Here is an 18,202-nt window from a genome sequence, read left to right on the forward strand (position 1 = left end):
GGTTGCCTTCGCCGAATTTGACCGAGATGTTCTCGAACAAGGGCTTCGGCCCGAATTGCATGGTGATGTTGGCGGTAGAGAGCACAGCGCGTCCCGGTAAGTAGATCGACGAAAAACCTGTAATTTTAGCAGGTTATGCCACTTCACGCGCGAGTTCCAGCCGTCGGAGCGGCCTGCGGCCTGGCCGCCGCCCGCACGGAAAATCGGCGCGCATCGCGAAGGCATGCCCGGCGCCGCGTCCTGGCAGCATGACACGGAGAGAAGTGCGGAATATGAAGGCAGGCGAGCGGTGCTGCCTACATGGAGGGTCGCATCGACCGCCGTCGCGTAGCCGCGGCTCATGCTTTGCCGGTGCGCGGCGTCTGCAACACGTCGATGAACCCCGAAAAGTCGGCCTGCGCGAGGCCCATCGCCGCCGCGAGGCGCAGCAGCTGCTGGACCGTGCCCGAAACGGGCATGGGCGTGCCGGTCTGAGCGGCCGCCGCGGCAATCGTGTCCACATCCTTCTGGAACGTCTTGAGCGCACCGATCGGCTCGAGCCCGTCCTGCGTCATGCGCGGCACGAACGTGCGCAGCAGCGGCGAGTCGGCCCAGCCGCCCGCGAGCGCCTCGGGAAGCTTCGCCGCGTCGATGCCGCTGCGGCGCGCGAGACTGACCGCCTCCGCGATCGCCGCCACCGTGGCCGTCACGATCGCCTGGTTGCACAGCTTCGTGGTCTGGCCCGCGCCGACGCCGCCCATATGCGTGACGCGCGCCGCGTACGCGGCGAGGATCGGCGAGACCGCTTCGACATCGGCCGCTGCGCCGCCCGCCATGATCGCGAGCGTGCCGTTCTGCGCGCCCGCCACACCGCCCGAAACCGGTGCGTCGACCCAGCCCACGCCGTGCGCCCCGGCTCGCTCGGCGAAGCTGCGCGTCGCGTCGGGCGGGATGCTCGAATGATCGACGATACAGCGCACTCGCGCGCCCTGCGCCCCCTCGCCTGCCAGCAGCCCCTGCTCGCCGAACACCACGGACTCCACGGCCGCGGCGTCCGCGACGCACAGCAGCACGACGTCGGCCTCGCGACCCAGTTCGCGTGGCGTCGCGGCCACCTGCGCGCCATCGGCGATCAATGCCTCGGCCTTATCCGGCGTGCGATTCCACACGCGCACCGCGTGCCCGGCGCGCAGCAAATGGCGAATCATCGGCGCGCCCATCAGACCCGGCCCGCAAAAACCCAATACCTGCTTGTCCATCTTCTTCGTCTCCTGCTCCGTCTACTGCCGGCATCGCGCCCATGCGCGCGATGAACATGGCCGATGCCCGATTTCATGCGAGGCGCCATGATACCCGGCGCAACACGCGCGTCATGTTTCAGTTCGCGCCGGGCTTCGTTACCTATACTCGATTGACGCGCCCACGCCGCGCGCCCCATGAGGAGACACTGCCATGAGCGAACACGTCTACAAGCAGATCGAACTTACCGGCTCGTCCACGGTGTCGAGCGACGACGCCATCCGCTGCGCCATTGCGCGCGCGTCGAAGACGCTGCGATACCTGCACTGGTTCGAGGTCGTGGAAACTCGCGGATTGATCGAAAACGATCAGGTCTCGCACTGGCAGGTCACGATCAAGGTGGGCATACGCATTGACGATTGACGCGGCGAGGCTTAGCGCCGCGACAACGTAAAACGGCCGCGCGAGCCTCACAGGCTACGCGCAGCCGTTTCGTGTGCTGCATGCCTCACCGCCGGAGAACGCACTCGCGCCGCGCAAGCGGCTGCGGGAACGCTCTGCTCGCGCGTGTTTCCGCGCTACTTCGACATTACGTCGGCATTACTTCTGCATTACTTCGGCAGCGAGCCGTCCACGCCTTCGACGTACCAGTTCAGGCGCTGCAGTTCCGGGTCGCTCAGCGTCTTGCCGGCCGGCACCCTCACCGCGCCGGTCTGATCCTTGATCGGGCCCGTGAACACATCCCACTTGCCGCCTGCGATCGCTTCGCGTTTTGCGGCAACGGCCTTTTGCGCGTCAGCCGAAAGCTCAGAGGTGTTCACGTCGCCGAGATCGACCGCCTTTTGCGCAATGCCCCACCACACCGGGTCGTTCTTCCACTTGCCATCCAGCACCTGCTGGATCGCGGCGATGTAGTAGACGCCCCAGTTCGCCTCAACCGAGCCCAGGTGCGCATTCGGGCCGAACTTCTTCATGTTCGAATCCCAGCCGAACGCGTGGACATGCTTCTCCTCGGCCGTCGCGAGCGTGGCGCTCGAGTCGGTGTTTTGCAGGAGCACGTCGGCCCCCTGGCCGATCAGCGTTTCCGCAGCCTGCTTCTCCTTGCCCGGATCGAACCAGCTGTTGATCCAGATGACCTTGGTGTGAACCTTCGGATTCACCGAGCGCGCGCCGAGCGTATACGCGTTGATGTTGCGCACGACCTCGGGAATCGGCACCGACGCCACGAACCCTAGCGTATTGGTCTTCGTCGCGTAGCCGGCCGCGACGCCCGCGAGATACGCGCCCTGGTACATGCGCACGTCGAAGGTGCCGAAGTTCGGCGCCTTCTTGTAGCCGGTCGCGTGCAGGAACACGGTGTCCGGGAAATCCTTCGCCACCTTTAGTTGGAAGTCCTGATAACCGAAGCTCGTGCCGAAGATGATCTTGTTGCCCTTGCTCGCCAGATCACGGAACACGCGCTCGGAATCCGCCGATTCCGGCACGTTCTCCACGCGCGTGATCTTGATCTTGTTGCCGAACTTCTGCTCGGCGGCCTTCGAGCCCTGATCGTGCGCGAAGGTCCAGCCGGCATCGCCCGGATTGCCGAGATAGACGAACGCGACGCCCGGCACGTCGGCGGCCTGAGCCGCGGGTGCGAGCGCCGCCGTACCGCAGGTGGCGGCAACGGCGAAAGCGGTCAGGATGGTTCTTTTCATCGTGGATCTCCTGTCGTGGATTGGATGACTGTGGGCGTTCAAGACGAGTTGGTTAGCAATGCGTATGGACGATCCAGCCGGGCATCGTTACGCGGCCCCAAAGAACGGCTTGCCGAGCGAAGCCGGCGCGTTCAGGCGGATCGTGTTCGGGTTGCGCGAGATGAGCACGAGCACGACGATCGTCGCGACGTACGGCAGCATGGCGAGGAACTGCGTGGGCACCGGCACCCCTACGGCCTGCGCGTAGAATTGCGCGCCCGTGACAGCGCCGAACAACAGCGCGCCGATCAAAAGACGCCCCGGCCGCCAGGTCGCGAACACGACGAGCGCGAGCGCGATCCAGCCGCGCCCCGCCGTGATCTGTTCCTGCCACAGGTGCAGTTGCACGACCGAGTAGTAGCTGCCCGCGAGGCCCGCCATCGCGCCGCCGAATGCCGTCGCGCCATAGCGCACGCCGATCACCGGAAAGCCCACCGAATGCGCGACCTGCGGCGACTCGCCCACCGAGCGCAGCACGAGCCCGGCGCGCGTGCGATAGAGGAACCAGCCGACCACCGCGAACATCAGGAATGCCAGGTAATCGATGGGCGTGAGGCTGAAGAACGCCTGCCCCACCACGGGCAGTTGCGAGAGCCCAGGGATCGGCCAGGCGGCAATGGTGGCCGACGTGGCGGCCGAAGTGTAGGGCTTGCCCACGTACGCGGAAAGCCCGACGCCGAAGATCGTCAGCGAGAGCCCGGTGGCAACCTGGTTGGCGAGCATCGTGAGCGTGAGGAAGCCGAACAGCAACGACATGGCGACGCCCGCCGCCATGCCCGCAAACAAGCCGAGCCACGGATTGCCCGTGATGGTCGTGACCGCGTAGCCCGTGACGGCGCCCATCAGCATCATCCCTTCCACGCCGAGATTGAGCACGCCCGACTTCTCGGTGACGAGCTCGCCCACGCCCGCGAACATCAGCGGTATTGCTGCGGTCACGGCGCTCGAGGCGAGCGAGCTGGCTTGCTGGATATCCATGTCGTGTGGTCTCTTTCAGATGCGTTTTCTTTGGATGGTGGCGTTCAGTTCGAGGCCGCGACCGGACGATGGCGGCGTACGCGGTAGTTCACGAACAGGTCTGCGCCGAGCAGGCAGAAGAGCAGCAAGCCCTGGAACACGCCGGAAAGCGCTTGCGGCAATTGCAACGAGGTCTGAACCGCTTCGCCGCCCAGATAGAGCAGCGCCATCAGGAGACTCGCAAGCACGATGCCGAACGGATGCAGACGCCCCACGAACACGACGATGATCGCCGTGAAGCCGTAGCCCGGCGACCACGTCGCCTGAAGCTGGCCAATCGGGCCGGCGATCTCGCCCATACCGGCGAGGCCCGCGAGGCCGCCCGAAAGCAGCAGCGAAGTCCAGATCGTCTTCTTCTCCGAGAAGCCCGCATAGCGCGCGGCGAGCGGCGCGAGGCCGCCCACGCTCATGCGGTAGCCCGCAAAACTGCGCCGCATGAAGAGCCACACGAGCGGAATGGCCGCGAGCGTGAGAAAGATGGACGCGTTCAGGCGCGTGCCGCGCAGCCAGTGAATGCGCCAGTCGCCGCCGAAGGTCGGATAGAGCGCGTCGCCGCTGAACATCTCCGAGAGCGGAAAGTTCATGCCGTTCGGATCGCGCCACGGGCCACTCACGAGCCAGATCAGCAGTTGCGTGGCGACATAGGTGAGCATCAGGCTCGTGAGGATCTCGTTGGTGTTGAAGCGGCTCTTGAGCCATGCGGGGATCGCCGCCCAGGCCATGCCGCCCAACACGCCCGCGAGCATCATCAGGAACAGGATCCACCAGCCCGTCGATTGATCGAAGTAGATCGCCACGCCGCTCGCCGCGATGCCGCCAAGCACCATCTGCCCTTCCGCGCCGATGTTCCAGACGTTGGCGCGATAGCCGGCGGCGAGCCCCAGCGCGATCAGGCACAGCGGCGAAGCCTTGAGCAGCAGTTCGGACCACCCGTTGATGGTCGAAAGCGGCTCGATGAAGAACGCGTGCATGGCCTGCACGGGGTCACGGCCGACGAGGCCGAAGATCAGGAAGCCGATGGCGAGCGTGAGCAGCGCCGCGATCAACGGCACGGCGACGCGCACCGTGCGCGACGGCGTCGTGCGAACTTCGAGTCGGTACGGGAAGATCATGATGGTGAAGTCGGTGGTCGGTCCTGGGTGGTTGTTTTGCTCTCGCCTCGCGTGGCGCACGAAGCTTCAGACATTCGCCACGGTATGCGCGGGCGGCTCGCCGTTCGGGCCGCCGCCGCGTTCGGCGCGCTCGCCAAAAAGGCCCGCCATCCAGCGGCCGATTTCCTCGGCGTTGGTCTCGCCCGTCAAGCGCGCGGGTGATAGGCGCCCGCCCGCGAGTACGGCGATGCGATCGCAGATATCGAAGAGCTCTTCCAGCTCTTCCGAGATCACGAGAATCGCCACGCCGCGCGCCGAAAGGTCGAGCAACTGCTGCCGGATGAATGCCGCCGCGCCCACGTCCACGCCCCACGTGGGCTGCGCGACCACGAGCACCTTCGGCGCCTGCAGAATCTCGCGGCCCACGATGTACTTCTGCAGGTTGCCGCCCGAGAGGCTTTGCGCGAGCGCGTCCGGCCCGCCGCAACGCACGTCGAACGCGCCGATGCAGCGCTCGGCGAACGCGCGCATCGCGCCCGTCTTCAGCCAGCCCGAGCGCACCATGCCTTCGCGGTGCGCAGTGAGTAATGCGTTTTCCGCAAGCGACATGGCCGGAACGGCGCCGCGCCCGAGCCGCTCCTCGGGCACGAAAGCGAAGCCGAGCTTGCGCCGCGCGCCCGCCGAAAGCCGCCCCGCAGCCTTGCCGCAAATCTTGACCGCATCGGCAGGCACGCCATGACGGCCGGTCTGCGCCTCGCCCGAAAGCGCGGCGAGCAACTCCGCCTGACCGTTGCCCGAGACACCCGCGATCCCGAGAATCTCGCCCGCATGCACGCCGAACGAAACATCGTTGAGCGAGGTGCCGAACGGATCGTCGCTCGGCATCGACAGGTGGTTCACGTCGAGCAGCACGTCGCCGGGCGTGTGCGCACGGCGCGTGTAGTCGGGCAGCTCGCGCCCAACCATCAGCCGCGCGAGCGATGCATGCGTTTCCTCGCGCGGAATCACGCGGCCCGTCACCTTGCCGCCGCGCAGCACGGTGGCCGTGTCGCACAGCTCCTGGATTTCGTCGAGCTTGTGGCTGATGTAGAGAATGCTGCAGCCTTCCGATGCGAGGCGGCGCAGCGTGCCGAAAAGCTTGCGCACGGCTTGCGGCGTGAGCACGGAAGTCGGCTCGTCCATGATCAGGAGGCGCGGGTTCTGCAACAGGCAGCGCACGATCTCCACGCGCTGGCGCTCGCCCACGGCCAGGCTGTGCACGTGGCGCTGCGGATCGACGTCGAGGCCGTATTGCGCCGATACCTCCCGAATGCGTCTCGCAAGCGTTTTCAAATCGAACGGTTCGTCGAGCGAGAGCGCGATGTTCTCGCCCACCGTCAGTGTTTCGAACAACGAAAAGTGCTGGAACACCATGCCGATGCCGAGCTTGCGCGCCGCGGCGGGGCTCGCGATCTCGACGGCCTGGCCTTCCCAGCGAATCTCGCCCGCGTCGGGCCGCACCGCGCCGTAGACGATCTTCATGAGCGTGCTCTTGCCCGCGCCGTTTTCGCCGAGCAACGCGTGAATTTCGCCGGCCGCGACCGAGAGCGTGACGTCATCGTTCGCGCGCACCGCCGGGTACTGCTTCGTAATGCCCGTGAGCGCGAGACGCGGCACGTCGTGATCGCCGTGCGTGCCCCTAGCCCGACGTGAAGAAGAATCACCCATGGAGGTTCCGCCGTTGTACGTTATTGCTATTCGAATACCGCTTCACGCATGCCGCCGCGGCCCGACACAGCACCCCGACGCGTTGCGCCGCCGTGCGGGGGTGACGATACCTGTTAGCCATGCCAGCGTCGAGCCGACAAAAATCACCGTTGCCCCGCTGCACGCACCGCTCGGGGTAAGCCTCGCTTGACGGTCCTTTCTGTCCATATTAAAAACGATATACCCACAAAGCCCATCGATCAGCCAAAACATATAATTCGGAGAGTTCATGAGTCAGCAACGCGAGGCGATCGACACGTACCTCTTGCGCGTCTTGCACACGCTTCTGATGGAGCGCAGCGTGACGCGCGCCGCCGTCAAGCTCAATCAGTCCCAGCCGGCCATCAGCGCCGCGCTGCGGCGCCTGCGCGACATCACCGGCGACCCGCTGCTCGTGCGCGGCAAATCCGGCATGGTACCGACCGAGTACGGCCTGCGCCTGCTCGAACCCGTACAGAACGCATTGCGCGAGATCGAGCGCATTCGCTTCCAGCAGCACAACTTCGATCCGGCCACGTCGATCCGCTGCTATCGCATTGGCTGTCCGGACTATCTGAACGTGCTGTTCGTGCCGACCGTGGTCGAGCGCTTTCGACAGGCCGCGCCCAACGCCACGCTCGAGTTCCACTCGCTCGGGCCCGCGTTCGACTATGAGCTCGCGCTCGAGGAAGGCAAGCTCGACATCGTCATCGGCAACTGGCCCGAGCCGCCCGAGCAACTGCACCTTTCGAATCTGTTCGTCGACCAGATCGTTTGCCTGATGAGCAACACGCACCCGTTCGCCAAGCGCGGCGGGCTCACGCTCGACCAGTACCTGAACGCGCCGCATCTCGCGCCCACGCCCTATTCCGTGGGCCAGCGCGGCGCCATCGACGTGCATCTCGCGCGCGAGCGCCTCAAGCGCCACGTGGTCGTCACGCTGCCGTACTTCAATCTCGCGCCCTACGTGCTCATCAAGTCGGATCTGGTCTTCACGACCACGCGCCTGTTCGCCGACCACTATGCGCGCTTTCTGCCGCTCACGGTCGTGCCCGCGCCGCTCGATTTCCCGCCGATGCAGTACTACCAGTTGTGGCACGAGCGCTGTCATTACTCGGACGAAGTACGCTGGTTGCGCGGCCTCGTCGCCGAAGCAACGAAGACGCTGATCAACAAACCCTGAGCACGGCGGCCGCGCGGCGGCGCGGCTTGCTTGTCCTTCCTTGCACTTCCGGCTGCCCTCGTTGCGCGCCGCCGCTGCATTTCAGATTCACGTCCTGCCGCTCGCTGGCTCTTCTTAGCGCGCCATTTGCACAAGCTCGGCCGCGAGCCGGTTGTGCCGCTCGATGACGGGCCCGAGCTCCACCGTCTGCAGCACGCCGTCCTTCACGATGACGCGCCCGCCGATCACGCTCAACGCCACCTGCGACGGCGCGCAGAACACGAGCGCCGCGACCGGGTCGTGCAAGGCCCCCGCGAAAAGCGGCTGGCGCAGATCGAACGCGACGAAGTCGGCCGCCATGCCGGGCGCGAGCGCACCAATATCGTCGCGGCCGAGCACCTGCGCGCCGCCCAGCGTCGCGATTTCAAGCGCCTCGCGAGCGGTCATGGCGTCGGGGCCAAAGCCCACTCGCGCAAGCAGCATGGCCTGCCGCGCCTCCGCGACCATCTGCGCGCCGTCATTCGACGCCGAGCCGTCCACGCCGAGTCCCACCGGCACGCCCGCGAGCCGCATCTTCTTGACGGGGGCAATGCCCGAGGCGAGCCGCATGTTCGAGCACGGACAGTGCGCGACGCCCGTGCCCGTGCGGCCGAAGAGGCCAATGCCGTGGTCGTCCAGCTGCACGCAGTGCGCATGCCACACGTCGCGCCCCACCCAGCCGAGATCCTCGGCGTACTCGGCGGGCGTCATGCCGAATTTTTCGCGGCTGTAAGCAATGTCGTTGACGTTCTCGGCGAGATGCGTGTGCATCGACACGCCGTAATGCCGCGCAAGCACCGCCGATTCGCGCATCAGATCGCGGCTCACCGAGAACGGCGAGCACGGCGCCACCACGACGCGCAGCATCGCGTAGCGGCCATCGTCGTGATACGTCTCGATGAGGCGTTGCGTGTCGGCGAGAATCGCGTCCTCGCGCTCGACCACGGAATCGGGCGGCAGGCCGCCGTCCTTCTGGCCGACGCTCATGCTGCCGCGGCTCGCGTGAAACCGCATGCCGATGCGCTGCGCCGCGCGGATGCTGTCGTCGAGCCGGCTTCCGTTCGGGTAGATGTAGAGATGGTCGCTCGATGTGGTGCAGCCCGAGAGCAGCAGCTCCGCCATGGCGGTGAGCGTGGAAACCTCGATCATCTCGGGCGTGAGGTTTGCCCATACCTTGTAGAGATTCGTGAGCCAGCCGAACAGTTCGGCATCCTGCGCGGCCGGCACGGCCCGTGTGAGGCTCTGATACATGTGGTGATGCGTGTTGACGAGCCCCGGCACGACGAGGTGACCGCTGGCGTCGATCACCTCGTCGGCCGTGGCGGGCAGCTCCGCGCTCGGACCCACCGCGACGATGCGGTTGCCTTCGACATAAAGGCCGCCGCCGCGAATTTCGCGGCGCGCGCCGTCCATCGTCACCAGCATCTCGGCGTTCCTGAGCAGCAGGGTCCTGCCGCCTTTTTGCGGGTTCTGCGGGTTCTGAGGGCCTTGCCCCTGCGCGAGTGTGCGTTCCATCGTCCTTGTTCCGTTGTCGTGCCGCGGCGCGCCCTCCTGGCGCTCGCGCGGCGTGTGAACCAGACGTCCTCGGGGCGTGGCGCCAGTCGCCGGAACACCGGTGCCGACGCGTCCGCTCGAGAACGCCGCTGGCCCGGTTACCCGGCGTCCACCGCCGTCTTCGGGACGCGCAGCACGCGCTGCGCATGGGCTCTACGATCCGCGGCCAAAATATTCGTGGCAATTCACGCCGCTGCGATACCCACATTCACGCCACGCATATAAAGGTCGATTTTTGGCGCCGCTACGATGCACAAATGACGCACGTGAATGTAGGGAGCGATGCCCACGCACGGCTTCGGGCTGCGCCCTGGGGCACACCCTCATGCTTGGGGCATTATCTTTCCTATCGCTCGCGCGCGCCGGGTGCGATCGTTCTTAAAATGCATTCACGGCGCTCGCTTCGATCCGCCGACGGGTATGTAGCCACTGACGTGGAGCCTCGATCCGCCGCAAGAAACATGGGATCGAGCCGCCGCTGAAACCTCGCAATCGCACCAGGCACTCACAAGGAAAACTGCGAATGGGCAAGCTGACTACCCACGTGCTCGACACCGCGAACGGCCGTCCCGGCGCGGGCATCAAAGTCGAGCTCTTTGCGCTCGCGGGCGACGCGCGCCGCGCGCTCAAGACCGTCACCACCAATCAAGACGGTCGCTGCGATGAGCCGTTGCTGGAGGGCGCAACGCTCACGAAAGGCGAATACGAACTCGTGTTTCATGCCGGCGACTATTTCGCTGCGCTCGGCGCGAACGTGCCCGAGCCGCGCTTCGTCGACCGCGTGGTGCTGCGCTTCGGCATCGCCGACGCCGAAGCGCACTACCACGTGCCGCTGCTCGTTTCGCCGTGGGCGTACAGCACCTATCGGGGCAGCTGAACGCACAGTCGAGCGCGGCAGGCGAAGCATCGGCCGCGTTCGGCACGGACGACTTTCGCGCGACTCTCGTGCCCGACTATTCGATTCAAGGTCATACGAACAACAACGGCAGCGCGACGGCGCCTGGAACGTTCAGCGTTTCCAGGGCATGTCGAAGCGCGCATACCCCGCAGTTAGCGCCAGCGTCCAGACGCGAGCGCATTGCATCAGGAGTGGAGGAGTTTCATGGAAGGCTTTATTACCGACTGGCTGAACCTCGCACTGCGTTGGTTCCACGTCATCGCGGCGATCGCCTGGATTGGCGAGTCGTTCTATTTCGTCGCGCTCGACAACAGCCTCAAACCGCCCACGGATCCGAATCAGCGCCGCCGCGGCGTGTTCGGCGAACTGTGGCACGTGCATGGCGGTGGCTTCTACAACATGCAGAAGTACACCGTCGCGCCGCCCGAAATGCCCGATGACCTGCACTGGTCGAAGTGGCCGTCTTACACGACGTGGCTCTCGGGCGCGTCGCTCTTCACGGTGCTGTACCTGATGGCGCCGAACACGTACCTGATCGACAAGAACGTACTCGACATGGGCCCGGTCGTGGCGATCTTCTCGGCACTCGGCTTCCTCGCCGCGGGCTGGATCGTGTACGACTCGCTGTGCCGCCTGCTCGGCACGAACGACAAGCTGCTCGGCGTGTGCGTGGGCATCTATGTCGTGATCGCCGCGTACCTCGCGTGCCACATCTTCGCGGGCCGCGCCGCGTACCTCATCATGGGCGCGATGCTCGCGACGATCATGTCGGCGAACGTGTTCTTCGTCATCATCCCCGGCCAGCGCAAGATGGTCGCCGCGATGCTCAAGGGCGACACGCCGAACCCGATCTACGGCAAGCGCGGCAAGCAGCGCTCGGTGCACAACACGTACTTCACGCTGCCCGTGGTGTTCGCGATGCTGTCGAATCACTACGCGATGACCTATACGCACCCCTACAACTGGGCCTTGCTCGTGGTCATCATGCTGGCCGGCGCGCTGATTCGCCAGTTCTTCGTGATGCGTCATCGCGGCCAGCAACTCTGGTATCTGCCGATCGGCGGCGTGGTGCTGATGTTCGTCGCGCTCGTCTGGACGCTGCCGCGCCCAGTCGTGCCGCAGGCCGAAGCCGCGAATGCGCCGACGCTCAAGGTCGCGGACATCCAGCCGATCCTGCAGCAGCGCTGCGCGGCCTGCCACTCGGCGCACCCGACGATGATGGGCGCGGCTCCGGCCGGCGTGATGTTCGATACGCCCGACGAGATTTCGCAGAACGCCCAGCGTCTGTATCAACAGGCCGTGACGCTCAAGGCAATGCCGCTTGGCAACGTCACGCACATGACCGACGACGAGCGTCAGAAGATTGCGGCGTGGTTCCAGGCAGGCGCGAAGCAGTGATGTGACCGGCGGTGCGCGCGTGCTCTGCACCGCGCGCCGCAGACGGTGAATGGAAGGACCCGAAGTGCTGTGCGCTTCGGGTCCTTTTGCTTTTGGGCGCGCCGTATCGAGTGGCTTGTGCCACGATTGCGTGCGGGAAATAGCGGGCTTGGTCCTTCGCGACGATATATGCGGGATCTGTGGACGCTGATTCAAATCGACGTATGAAGAGATGCGGCCGCATCATGCGGCAACGCCTTCGATGAACCTTCCGGGCGCGAGCGATCCGCGTGCCCAGGCTGCCGCAACACGGCGGCAGGACGATGGCTCGAAGTGTGTAGCTCGATCTGACCGGGACCGCGTCATTGACGCCTTCGCGCACAAGCTCGATGAACCCGCCAACGCTCTCGCCGCGCCTGCAACGCCGGCATTCATCCGCCACCAATCCTTGCGCGCCAGACGCAAAAAAGCCACGGTTGCGGCCGTGGCTTCGTGAAGTGCTACGTAGTGCAGAAGATCAGCTTATCGCCGCCTTCATTGCCTCTTGCGTGAGCCAGAGCGACTCCGGCAAATCCTGCTCGTTGAGATTGAGCCCTTCTCCACCGCGGTCGACGACGATGAAATCGCTCACCTCGCCCAATGCGATCAACGGGTGATGCCAGACGCCCTTCGCGTAGTTCACGCCTTGCCAGCCGCTCGAAACGAATGCGCGAATCTTCGTGACGTCGAGCTCTCCTGCCGGCGCGACCACCACGAGATACGGCTTGTCGTTGAGCGGCACGAACGCCTGGCTGCCGAGCGGATGCCGTTCGAGCATTTTCACCTCGAACGGCAGCACGCGCGGCTGCCCACGAAAGAGATTCACGAGCGTGCGGCCGCCCTCGTCCGTCACATCCACTTTCGCGAGATCGTGATAGCGGATCGTCGTGCCGAGATTGATCGGAATCTGCTTTGCACCAGCAAGCTCGATCACGTCGCCGAAAGGCGCGAACGCCTCGCGCGTGAGCGGCTCGATGGCGAGCGTCGTACAGGACAACTGCGTGGTTTCACTCATGACGGCCTCGTAAGCGGATCAGGCGAGCGTGCCCCAGAGGCGCACACGCGAAACGCCGCCGTCCGGGTAGATGTTAAAGCGCACGTGCGTGACCGGGCCGAGCGCCGCAAGCTCGCTTTCGTAGTAGTGCTGCTTATCCATCTGCAGCTTCTGCTCGCCGAGCAGCACCGGCCAGAACATCGCCTGTGTCACGAGCGAGCTGTCCGTGCCGCCCGTCACGCGCGCGGCCTGGAACGAGCAGCGATCGGGATAGTTGCCCTTGAAGTGCGCCGTGTCGACTTCGATCTTCTTGATGATGCCGGGCTGCGCGAGCGCGATGATCGCCCAGTCGTTGCCTGGCTCGCGGCGGCGGCGCGTCTCCCAACCGTCGCCCATGTTCACGCCGCGCCCCGGCATGAGCAACGTGGAAGCGAGGCCGAAGTGCTGGTTGTTCGCTGCAACGAGGTATGCGCCGTTTTCCATTGCCGCGAGGTCGAAGAGCGCCGTGCGGCTCGCGCCCTGCCAGTCCACCTGCGGCTGGCCATACACACGCAGGCGCGCGATACCGCCATCGGGGTAGATGTTCACGCGCAGGTGCGTATAGGCCTTGTCGCTCGACACGTCCACGTAATGATGGCTATTGCCGTTCAACGAGGTCGAAGCAACGATTTCCGTCCATTGCGTCGAGGCCGTGGGTGCGCCATCGGCCACATACGCGCCTTCCACCGAAGCCGCCGGCGGATAGTTGCCCGTGAAGTGGCTCGTATCGATGTCGAGACCCTTGATGATGCCGGGGCGCGCGAGCTTCACCACGCACCAGTCGTAGCCGGTGGTGCGTTTGCGGCGCGTTTCCCAGCCGTCCATCCATTTGCCGTGCTCGTCGTACTTGCCGGGAATGAAGACGGCCGGCTCCGGATTGAGCATGCGCTCCTTCGGCGCGAAGAAGTCGTCGCTCGCCTCGAGCGCCTGCGCGCCCAGACGCGGATCCGCGAGATTCACGAAGCGGCGCGTGAAGTCAGGTGCGTTGGGGTCGAGAGTCGGGAGTGCCATCGTTGTCTTCCTTCGTGTCTTTTCTGTGGATCGAATCGGCGCGGCGCCCGCTCGCAAATTGCTTGCTGCACGGGCGCGGCGCCACGTCACACGTCGATCAGCTCATCGAGCCGAAAACGCGCAATGCGGTAAATCTGGTCGAGGCTCGCGCGCATTTCGTCGGCGCGGCTGTTGTTCACGCGCGCTTCGAAGTTCGCGATGATGCCGTGGCGGTCGTAGCCGCGCACCGCGAGAATGAACGGGAAGCCGAACTTCTCGCGATACGCGCGGTTGAGCGCCTGCAGCCTGTCGAATTCTTCCTGCGTGCACTGGTTCAGGCCCGCGCCGCTCTGCTCGCGCGTGGACTCGGCGGTCAGTTCGCCGCGTACGGCCGCTTTGCCCGCAAGCTCCGGGTGCGCGTTGATGAGCGCGAGCTGCTTCGCCTCGTCCGACGTTTCCACGGCCTGCGACATGGCGCGATGCAACGCGTCGATGCCTGCAAACGGACGCTGCCGCGCGGCCGCCTCGGCCACCCAGGGCGAGTGCTCGAAGATGCCCGAGAGCGCCGCCACGAAGGCATCGGCCGAGGCTTGATTCAGCTGTTCGAGGGTGTAGTGCATTGCCTTCATGCGGCGGCCCCGCGGTGGTCGTTCTGCTGCGGTTGATAGGGATGATGCTCGCGCCAGTGGCGCGCGATGTCCACGCGGCGCGTGACCCACACGCGCTCGTGCTTTTCGATGTGGTCGAGGAACCGCTGCAGCGCACGGATACGCCCGGGGCGCCCGAGCAGGCGGCAGTGCATGCCGATCGACATCATCTTCGGCGCTTCGTCGCCTTCTTCGTAGAGCACGTCGAATGCGTCGCGCAGATACGTGAAGAAATGATCCGCCGTATTGAAGCCTTGCGGCGTGGCGAAGCGCATGTCGTTCGTGTCGAGCGTGTACGGCACGATCAGTTGAGGCACACGCTTGCCGCCCGTGACTTCCACGTCCATCCAGAACGGCAGATCGTCGCCGTAGTAATCGGAGTCGTACAGGAAGCCGCCGTATTCGGCCACGAGGCGATGCGTGTTTGGACTGTCGCGGCCCGTGTACCAGCCAAGCGGGCGCACGCCCGTCACGCGCTCGATCGCCTCCATGCCGAGCTTCATGTGCTCGGCTTCCTTCTCCGGCGAAGCGTCCTGGTAGTGAATCCAGCGATACCCGTGGCACGCGATCTCATGGCCCAGCTCGACGAACGCGCGCGCGACCTCGGGATGACGCTCGATCGCCATCCCGACGCCGAACACGGTGAGCGGCAGCCCGCGCTTTTCGAACTCGCGCAGGATGCGCCAGACGCCCGCGCGCGAGCCGTATTCGTAGATCGATTCCATGCTCATGTGGCGCGCTGGGTAAGCGGCGGCGCCCACGATTTCGGAGAGGAACTGCTCGGAGCCGGCGTCGCCGTGCAGCACGCAGTTCTCGCCGCCCTCTTCATAGTTGAGCACGAACTGCACCGCGACGCGCGCCTGTCCGGGCCAGTTGGCCTGCACCGGATGCCGGCCATAACCGATCAGATCGCGGGGATATTGGGGATCGAGTGGCATGCTGGTCGAATCAATCGAATAAAGAGGATGAAACGAAGAGTCCGCACGACGGCGAAGCACCGAGGAGCGCCCGCCGGCCCTGCATCGCAAGGTGTGGCGGGCGGGCCGCGCAACCTGCTTGCAGGACCGGATCAGTGTAGCGAAATCACCCGTACGCGCCCATACGCACGCCCAGATAGTACGGGTCAAGCGAGGTGTATGTGGCTCCCGCCTGGCTGGCCAGCTAGCCGTCCTCGGCCGCTGGCCGGTGCTGCGCGTTTACCCGTAACACAGCGGCCGCACGGGCGGCGGCGTTTCTGTGGCGGGCGCGGGACTGGTCGGACTGAAACGCGCGAAATCCCCGTCGTAGCGCTTGGCGATCGGACGCGCGAAGTCGCCCCGCTTGGCGGTCGAGAGGCGCAGCGCGACGAGCGCTTCCACCCACTTCACGGCGGCCGTCACGCCGTCCACCACCGGCACGCCCAGCGCCTCCTCCACTTGCGCGCACAGGCTCGTCATGCCCGCGCAGCCCAGCACGATCGCATCCGCGCCGTCTTCGTCGAGCGCGCGGCGGCACTCCTCGACGATCGCGCGGCGCGCCGCCGACCCCGGTTCGTCGAGTTCGAGCACGGCCACGTCGATTGCACGCACGTTGCGGCAAAAGCGCGTCATGCCGTAACGCTCCGCGAGATGCCAGGCCATCGCCCGGGTGCGCGAGAGCGTCGTCACGACCGAGAAGCCTGGCGCGAGCACGCTCGCCGCATGCATCGCGGCTTCCGCGATGCCCACCACCGGACCGCGCGCCAGCTCGCGCGCCGCATAGAGGCCGGGGTCGCCAAAGCACGCGATCACGTAGCCATCGAAGCCTTCGCGCTCGCCGGCCTCCACTTCGGCGAGCAGGCCCGGCGTGGCAAGCGCCTCGTCGTAATAGCCTTCGATCGACGGCGGCCCCATCGTCGGGCTCACCGCCACCACTTCCGTGCCCGGCGCGATCACCGCGCGCGCACACTGCTCCATCGCTGCAGTCATGCGCTGCGTGGTGTTCGGGTTGATCAGCTTGATACGCATATCGAATCCTTCGTCATTGCCTGGTTTGGTATGCCGCTCATGCGCTTGCGCGAGCCCGTTCTCCCATCGTGAGAGCGCGATAGAACAGCGCGCCGAGCGCCGCGCCGACGAACCACGAGAAGTTCGCCGCGCCGCCGAGCGAAGGCACCATGACGCAGAGAATCGCGATCACCGCGGCGGGCAGCAATGCTGCCACCGCGCGCCAGTTCACGCCGTTGCGGTACCAGTACGCGCCGGACGGAGACACCGTATAGAGGTCGTCCACAGCCAGACGTCCGCGCTTCACGAGATAGAAGTCGACGATCAGGACACCGTACAAAGGCCCGATGAAGGCGCCGAGCACGTCGAGCGTGTAGTGGATCACGGCGGGGTTATTGAAGAGATTCCACGGCGTGATGAAGATCGAGGCCACGGCGGCGAGCATGCCGCCTGCACGCCAGCTGATGAGCCGCGGCGCGACGTTCGAGAAGTCGAATGCCGGCGAGACGAAGTTCGCGACGATGTTGATGCCGATGGTCGCGATCGTGAACGTGAGCGCGCCGAGAATCACGGCAGTCGGATGATCGATGCGGCCGACCGTTTCAACCGGATCGGTAATCAGTTCTCCGAATACAGGCAGCGTGGCCGAAGTCGTGATGACCGTGACGAGCGAGAAAGCGAGGAAGTTGACCGGCAAGCCCCAGAAGTTGCCCTTGTGCACGCTCTTGAGCGACTTGCCGTAGCGCGAGAAGTCACCGAAATTGAGCATCGGCCCCGAGAAATACGACACCACGAGCGAGATCGCCGTGATCATCACCGGGATCACTTCCGTGCCGTGATACTTCACGCCGCCAAGATTCAGGCCGATGTTGCGCCAACCCGCGCGATACACCATGTAGCCCGCGAGGATGAACATCACGACATAAACGGCAGGCCCCGCGAAGTCGATGAACTTCTTGATGGTCTCCATGCCGTTCCAGAACACCAGGGCCTGCAGCACCCAGAGCGTCATGAAACCGGCCCAGCCGATCGCGGAAAGCCCGAGCAGGCCGTGCTTGTGCACGTCCGCGTAGGGCATGAGCTGCGGGACGAACTTGAGCACCACGATCACGAGCGCGCTCGAGGCGAGATAGGTCTGGATGCCGTACCACGCAACGGCGATGAGCCCGCGAATCACGGCGGGAACGTTCGCGCCGAGCACGCCGAAAGTGCCGCGGCAGGCCACCGGATATGGCACGCCGTGGCGCTGGCTCGGCCGCGCGATCAGATTGCACAGCACGTTGACGATCGAGATGCCGACGATCAGCGCGACGAGCACCTGCCAGCTCGTGAGGCCGAGCGCGAAGAGACTGCCCGCGAACACGTAGCCGCCGACGCTGTGCACGTCGGACATCCAGAACGCGAAGATGTTGTACGCGCCCCAGGTCTGCTCGCGCAGCGGCGCGAGGTCGTGGTTATAGAGCCGCTCGCTGTAGCCGGCAGGCAGCCGCAGGGCGTCTGCTGACTCGCTGCTCTCGCTGGATTCGAAGGTGGGCACTGCCGGACTGCCTGGTGACGCGCTGAACTGAGCCATGATCCGCTCCTTGGGATGGATACGCCGACGGAAAAAAGACGCCTGAACGCCTCGAAACGCGTGCGCACCGCCGCAATGACGCGGCCGCCGCGATGTCTGCGAATGGTTCGGCCTGGCAGATCCGGCGCCGGTCGGCGCT

The 18,202-nt window shown here is 65.5% G+C and carries 16 protein-coding genes; 4 read left to right on the forward strand and 12 right to left on the reverse strand.

Features of this window, described 5'->3' with window-relative positions; translation table 11 throughout:
* Positions 1–338: 338 nt before the first annotated feature.
* Positions 339–1,238 carry an NAD(P)-dependent oxidoreductase gene (locus tag VMJ11_RS12280; protein WP_325619680.1) on the reverse strand — a complete coding sequence of 300 codons (900 nt, stop codon included), beginning with the start codon at positions 1,236–1,238 and terminating at the stop codon, positions 339–341.
* A 193-nt stretch (positions 1,239–1,431) separates the two neighbouring features.
* Between VMJ11_RS12280 and VMJ11_RS12285 the strand changes: the two genes are divergently transcribed.
* Positions 1,432–1,641: a dodecin gene (locus tag VMJ11_RS12285; protein WP_325619681.1), complete on the forward strand. Its 210-nt coding sequence runs from the start codon at positions 1,432–1,434 to the stop codon at positions 1,639–1,641.
* Positions 1,642–1,829: 188 nt separating this feature from the next.
* On the opposite strand, the gene VMJ11_RS12290 is transcribed toward VMJ11_RS12285, so the two are convergent.
* From VMJ11_RS12290 to VMJ11_RS12305, 4 genes are all read right to left on the reverse strand, one after another.
* On the reverse strand, positions 1,830–2,915 hold the full coding sequence (locus VMJ11_RS12290; protein WP_325619682.1) for a BMP family ABC transporter substrate-binding protein: 1,086 nt from the start codon (positions 2,913–2,915) through the stop codon (positions 1,830–1,832).
* Between the two features lie 87 nt (positions 2,916–3,002).
* Positions 3,003–3,932, reverse strand: a complete 930-nt coding sequence (locus VMJ11_RS12295; RefSeq protein ID WP_325619683.1) for an ABC transporter permease — start codon at positions 3,930–3,932, stop codon at positions 3,003–3,005.
* Positions 3,933–3,976: 44 nt separating this feature from the next.
* Positions 3,977–5,083 (reverse strand): ABC transporter permease, encoded by a 1,107-nt coding sequence (locus VMJ11_RS12300; RefSeq protein WP_325619684.1) that lies wholly within the window; start codon positions 5,081–5,083, stop codon positions 3,977–3,979.
* Positions 5,084–5,149: 66 nt separating this feature from the next.
* Complete coding sequence (locus tag VMJ11_RS12305) at positions 5,150–6,769, reverse strand: ABC transporter ATP-binding protein (protein WP_325619685.1); 1,620 nt, start codon at positions 6,767–6,769, stop codon at positions 5,150–5,152.
* Positions 6,770–7,037: 268 nt separating this feature from the next.
* Between VMJ11_RS12305 and VMJ11_RS12310 the strand changes: the two genes are divergently transcribed.
* A complete protein-coding gene (locus tag VMJ11_RS12310; protein WP_325619686.1) occupies positions 7,038–7,970 on the forward strand; it encodes a LysR substrate-binding domain-containing protein in 933 nt (310 codons plus the stop codon).
* A 114-nt stretch (positions 7,971–8,084) separates the two neighbouring features.
* Here the strand turns inward: VMJ11_RS12310 and VMJ11_RS12315 are convergent, their stop codons facing one another.
* On the reverse strand, positions 8,085–9,503 hold the full coding sequence (locus VMJ11_RS12315; protein WP_325619687.1) for an 8-oxoguanine deaminase: 1,419 nt from the start codon (positions 9,501–9,503) through the stop codon (positions 8,085–8,087).
* Positions 9,504–10,065: 562 nt separating this feature from the next.
* On the opposite strand from VMJ11_RS12315, the gene uraH reads away from it, so the two are divergent.
* Positions 10,066–10,419: a hydroxyisourate hydrolase gene (uraH, locus tag VMJ11_RS12320; RefSeq protein ID WP_325619688.1), complete on the forward strand. Its 354-nt coding sequence runs from the start codon at positions 10,066–10,068 to the stop codon at positions 10,417–10,419.
* Between the two features lie 225 nt (positions 10,420–10,644).
* Positions 10,645–11,838: a urate hydroxylase PuuD gene (locus VMJ11_RS12325; protein WP_325619689.1), complete on the forward strand. Its 1,194-nt coding sequence runs from the start codon at positions 10,645–10,647 to the stop codon at positions 11,836–11,838.
* Between the two features lie 496 nt (positions 11,839–12,334).
* Here the strand turns inward: VMJ11_RS12325 and VMJ11_RS12330 are convergent, their stop codons facing one another.
* The 6 genes from VMJ11_RS12330 to VMJ11_RS12355 all read right to left on the reverse strand — a co-directional run bounded on the left by VMJ11_RS12330 (position 12,335) and on the right by VMJ11_RS12355 (position 18,063).
* Positions 12,335–12,871 carry an ureidoglycolate lyase gene (locus VMJ11_RS12330; protein ID WP_325619690.1) on the reverse strand — a complete coding sequence of 179 codons (537 nt, stop codon included), beginning with the start codon at positions 12,869–12,871 and terminating at the stop codon, positions 12,335–12,337.
* Positions 12,872–12,889: 18 nt separating this feature from the next.
* Complete coding sequence (gene alc, locus VMJ11_RS12335) at positions 12,890–13,900, reverse strand: allantoicase (protein ID WP_325619691.1); 1,011 nt, start codon at positions 13,898–13,900, stop codon at positions 12,890–12,892.
* An 86-nt stretch (positions 13,901–13,986) separates the two neighbouring features.
* A complete protein-coding gene (gene uraD / locus VMJ11_RS12340) occupies positions 13,987–14,508 on the reverse strand; it encodes a 2-oxo-4-hydroxy-4-carboxy-5-ureidoimidazoline decarboxylase (protein ID WP_325619692.1) in 522 nt (173 codons plus the stop codon).
* Positions 14,505–15,464: an allantoinase PuuE gene (gene puuE / locus VMJ11_RS12345; RefSeq protein WP_325619693.1), complete on the reverse strand. Its 960-nt coding sequence runs from the start codon at positions 15,462–15,464 to the stop codon at positions 14,505–14,507. Before puuE ends, uraD begins: the two co-directional genes overlap by 4 nt.
* Positions 15,465–15,722: 258 nt before the next feature.
* On the reverse strand, positions 15,723–16,511 hold the full coding sequence (locus VMJ11_RS12350; protein ID WP_325619694.1) for an aspartate/glutamate racemase family protein: 789 nt from the start codon (positions 16,509–16,511) through the stop codon (positions 15,723–15,725).
* A gap of 37 nt (positions 16,512–16,548) precedes the next feature.
* Positions 16,549–18,063 carry an NCS1 family nucleobase:cation symporter-1 gene (locus VMJ11_RS12355; protein ID WP_325619695.1) on the reverse strand — a complete coding sequence of 505 codons (1,515 nt, stop codon included), beginning with the start codon at positions 18,061–18,063 and terminating at the stop codon, positions 16,549–16,551.
* Between the last annotated feature and the right edge of the window lie 139 nt (positions 18,064–18,202).

Source organism: Paraburkholderia sp., assembly GCF_035501035.1.
Taxonomy (GTDB): Bacteria; Pseudomonadota; Gammaproteobacteria; order Burkholderiales; family Burkholderiaceae; genus Paraburkholderia.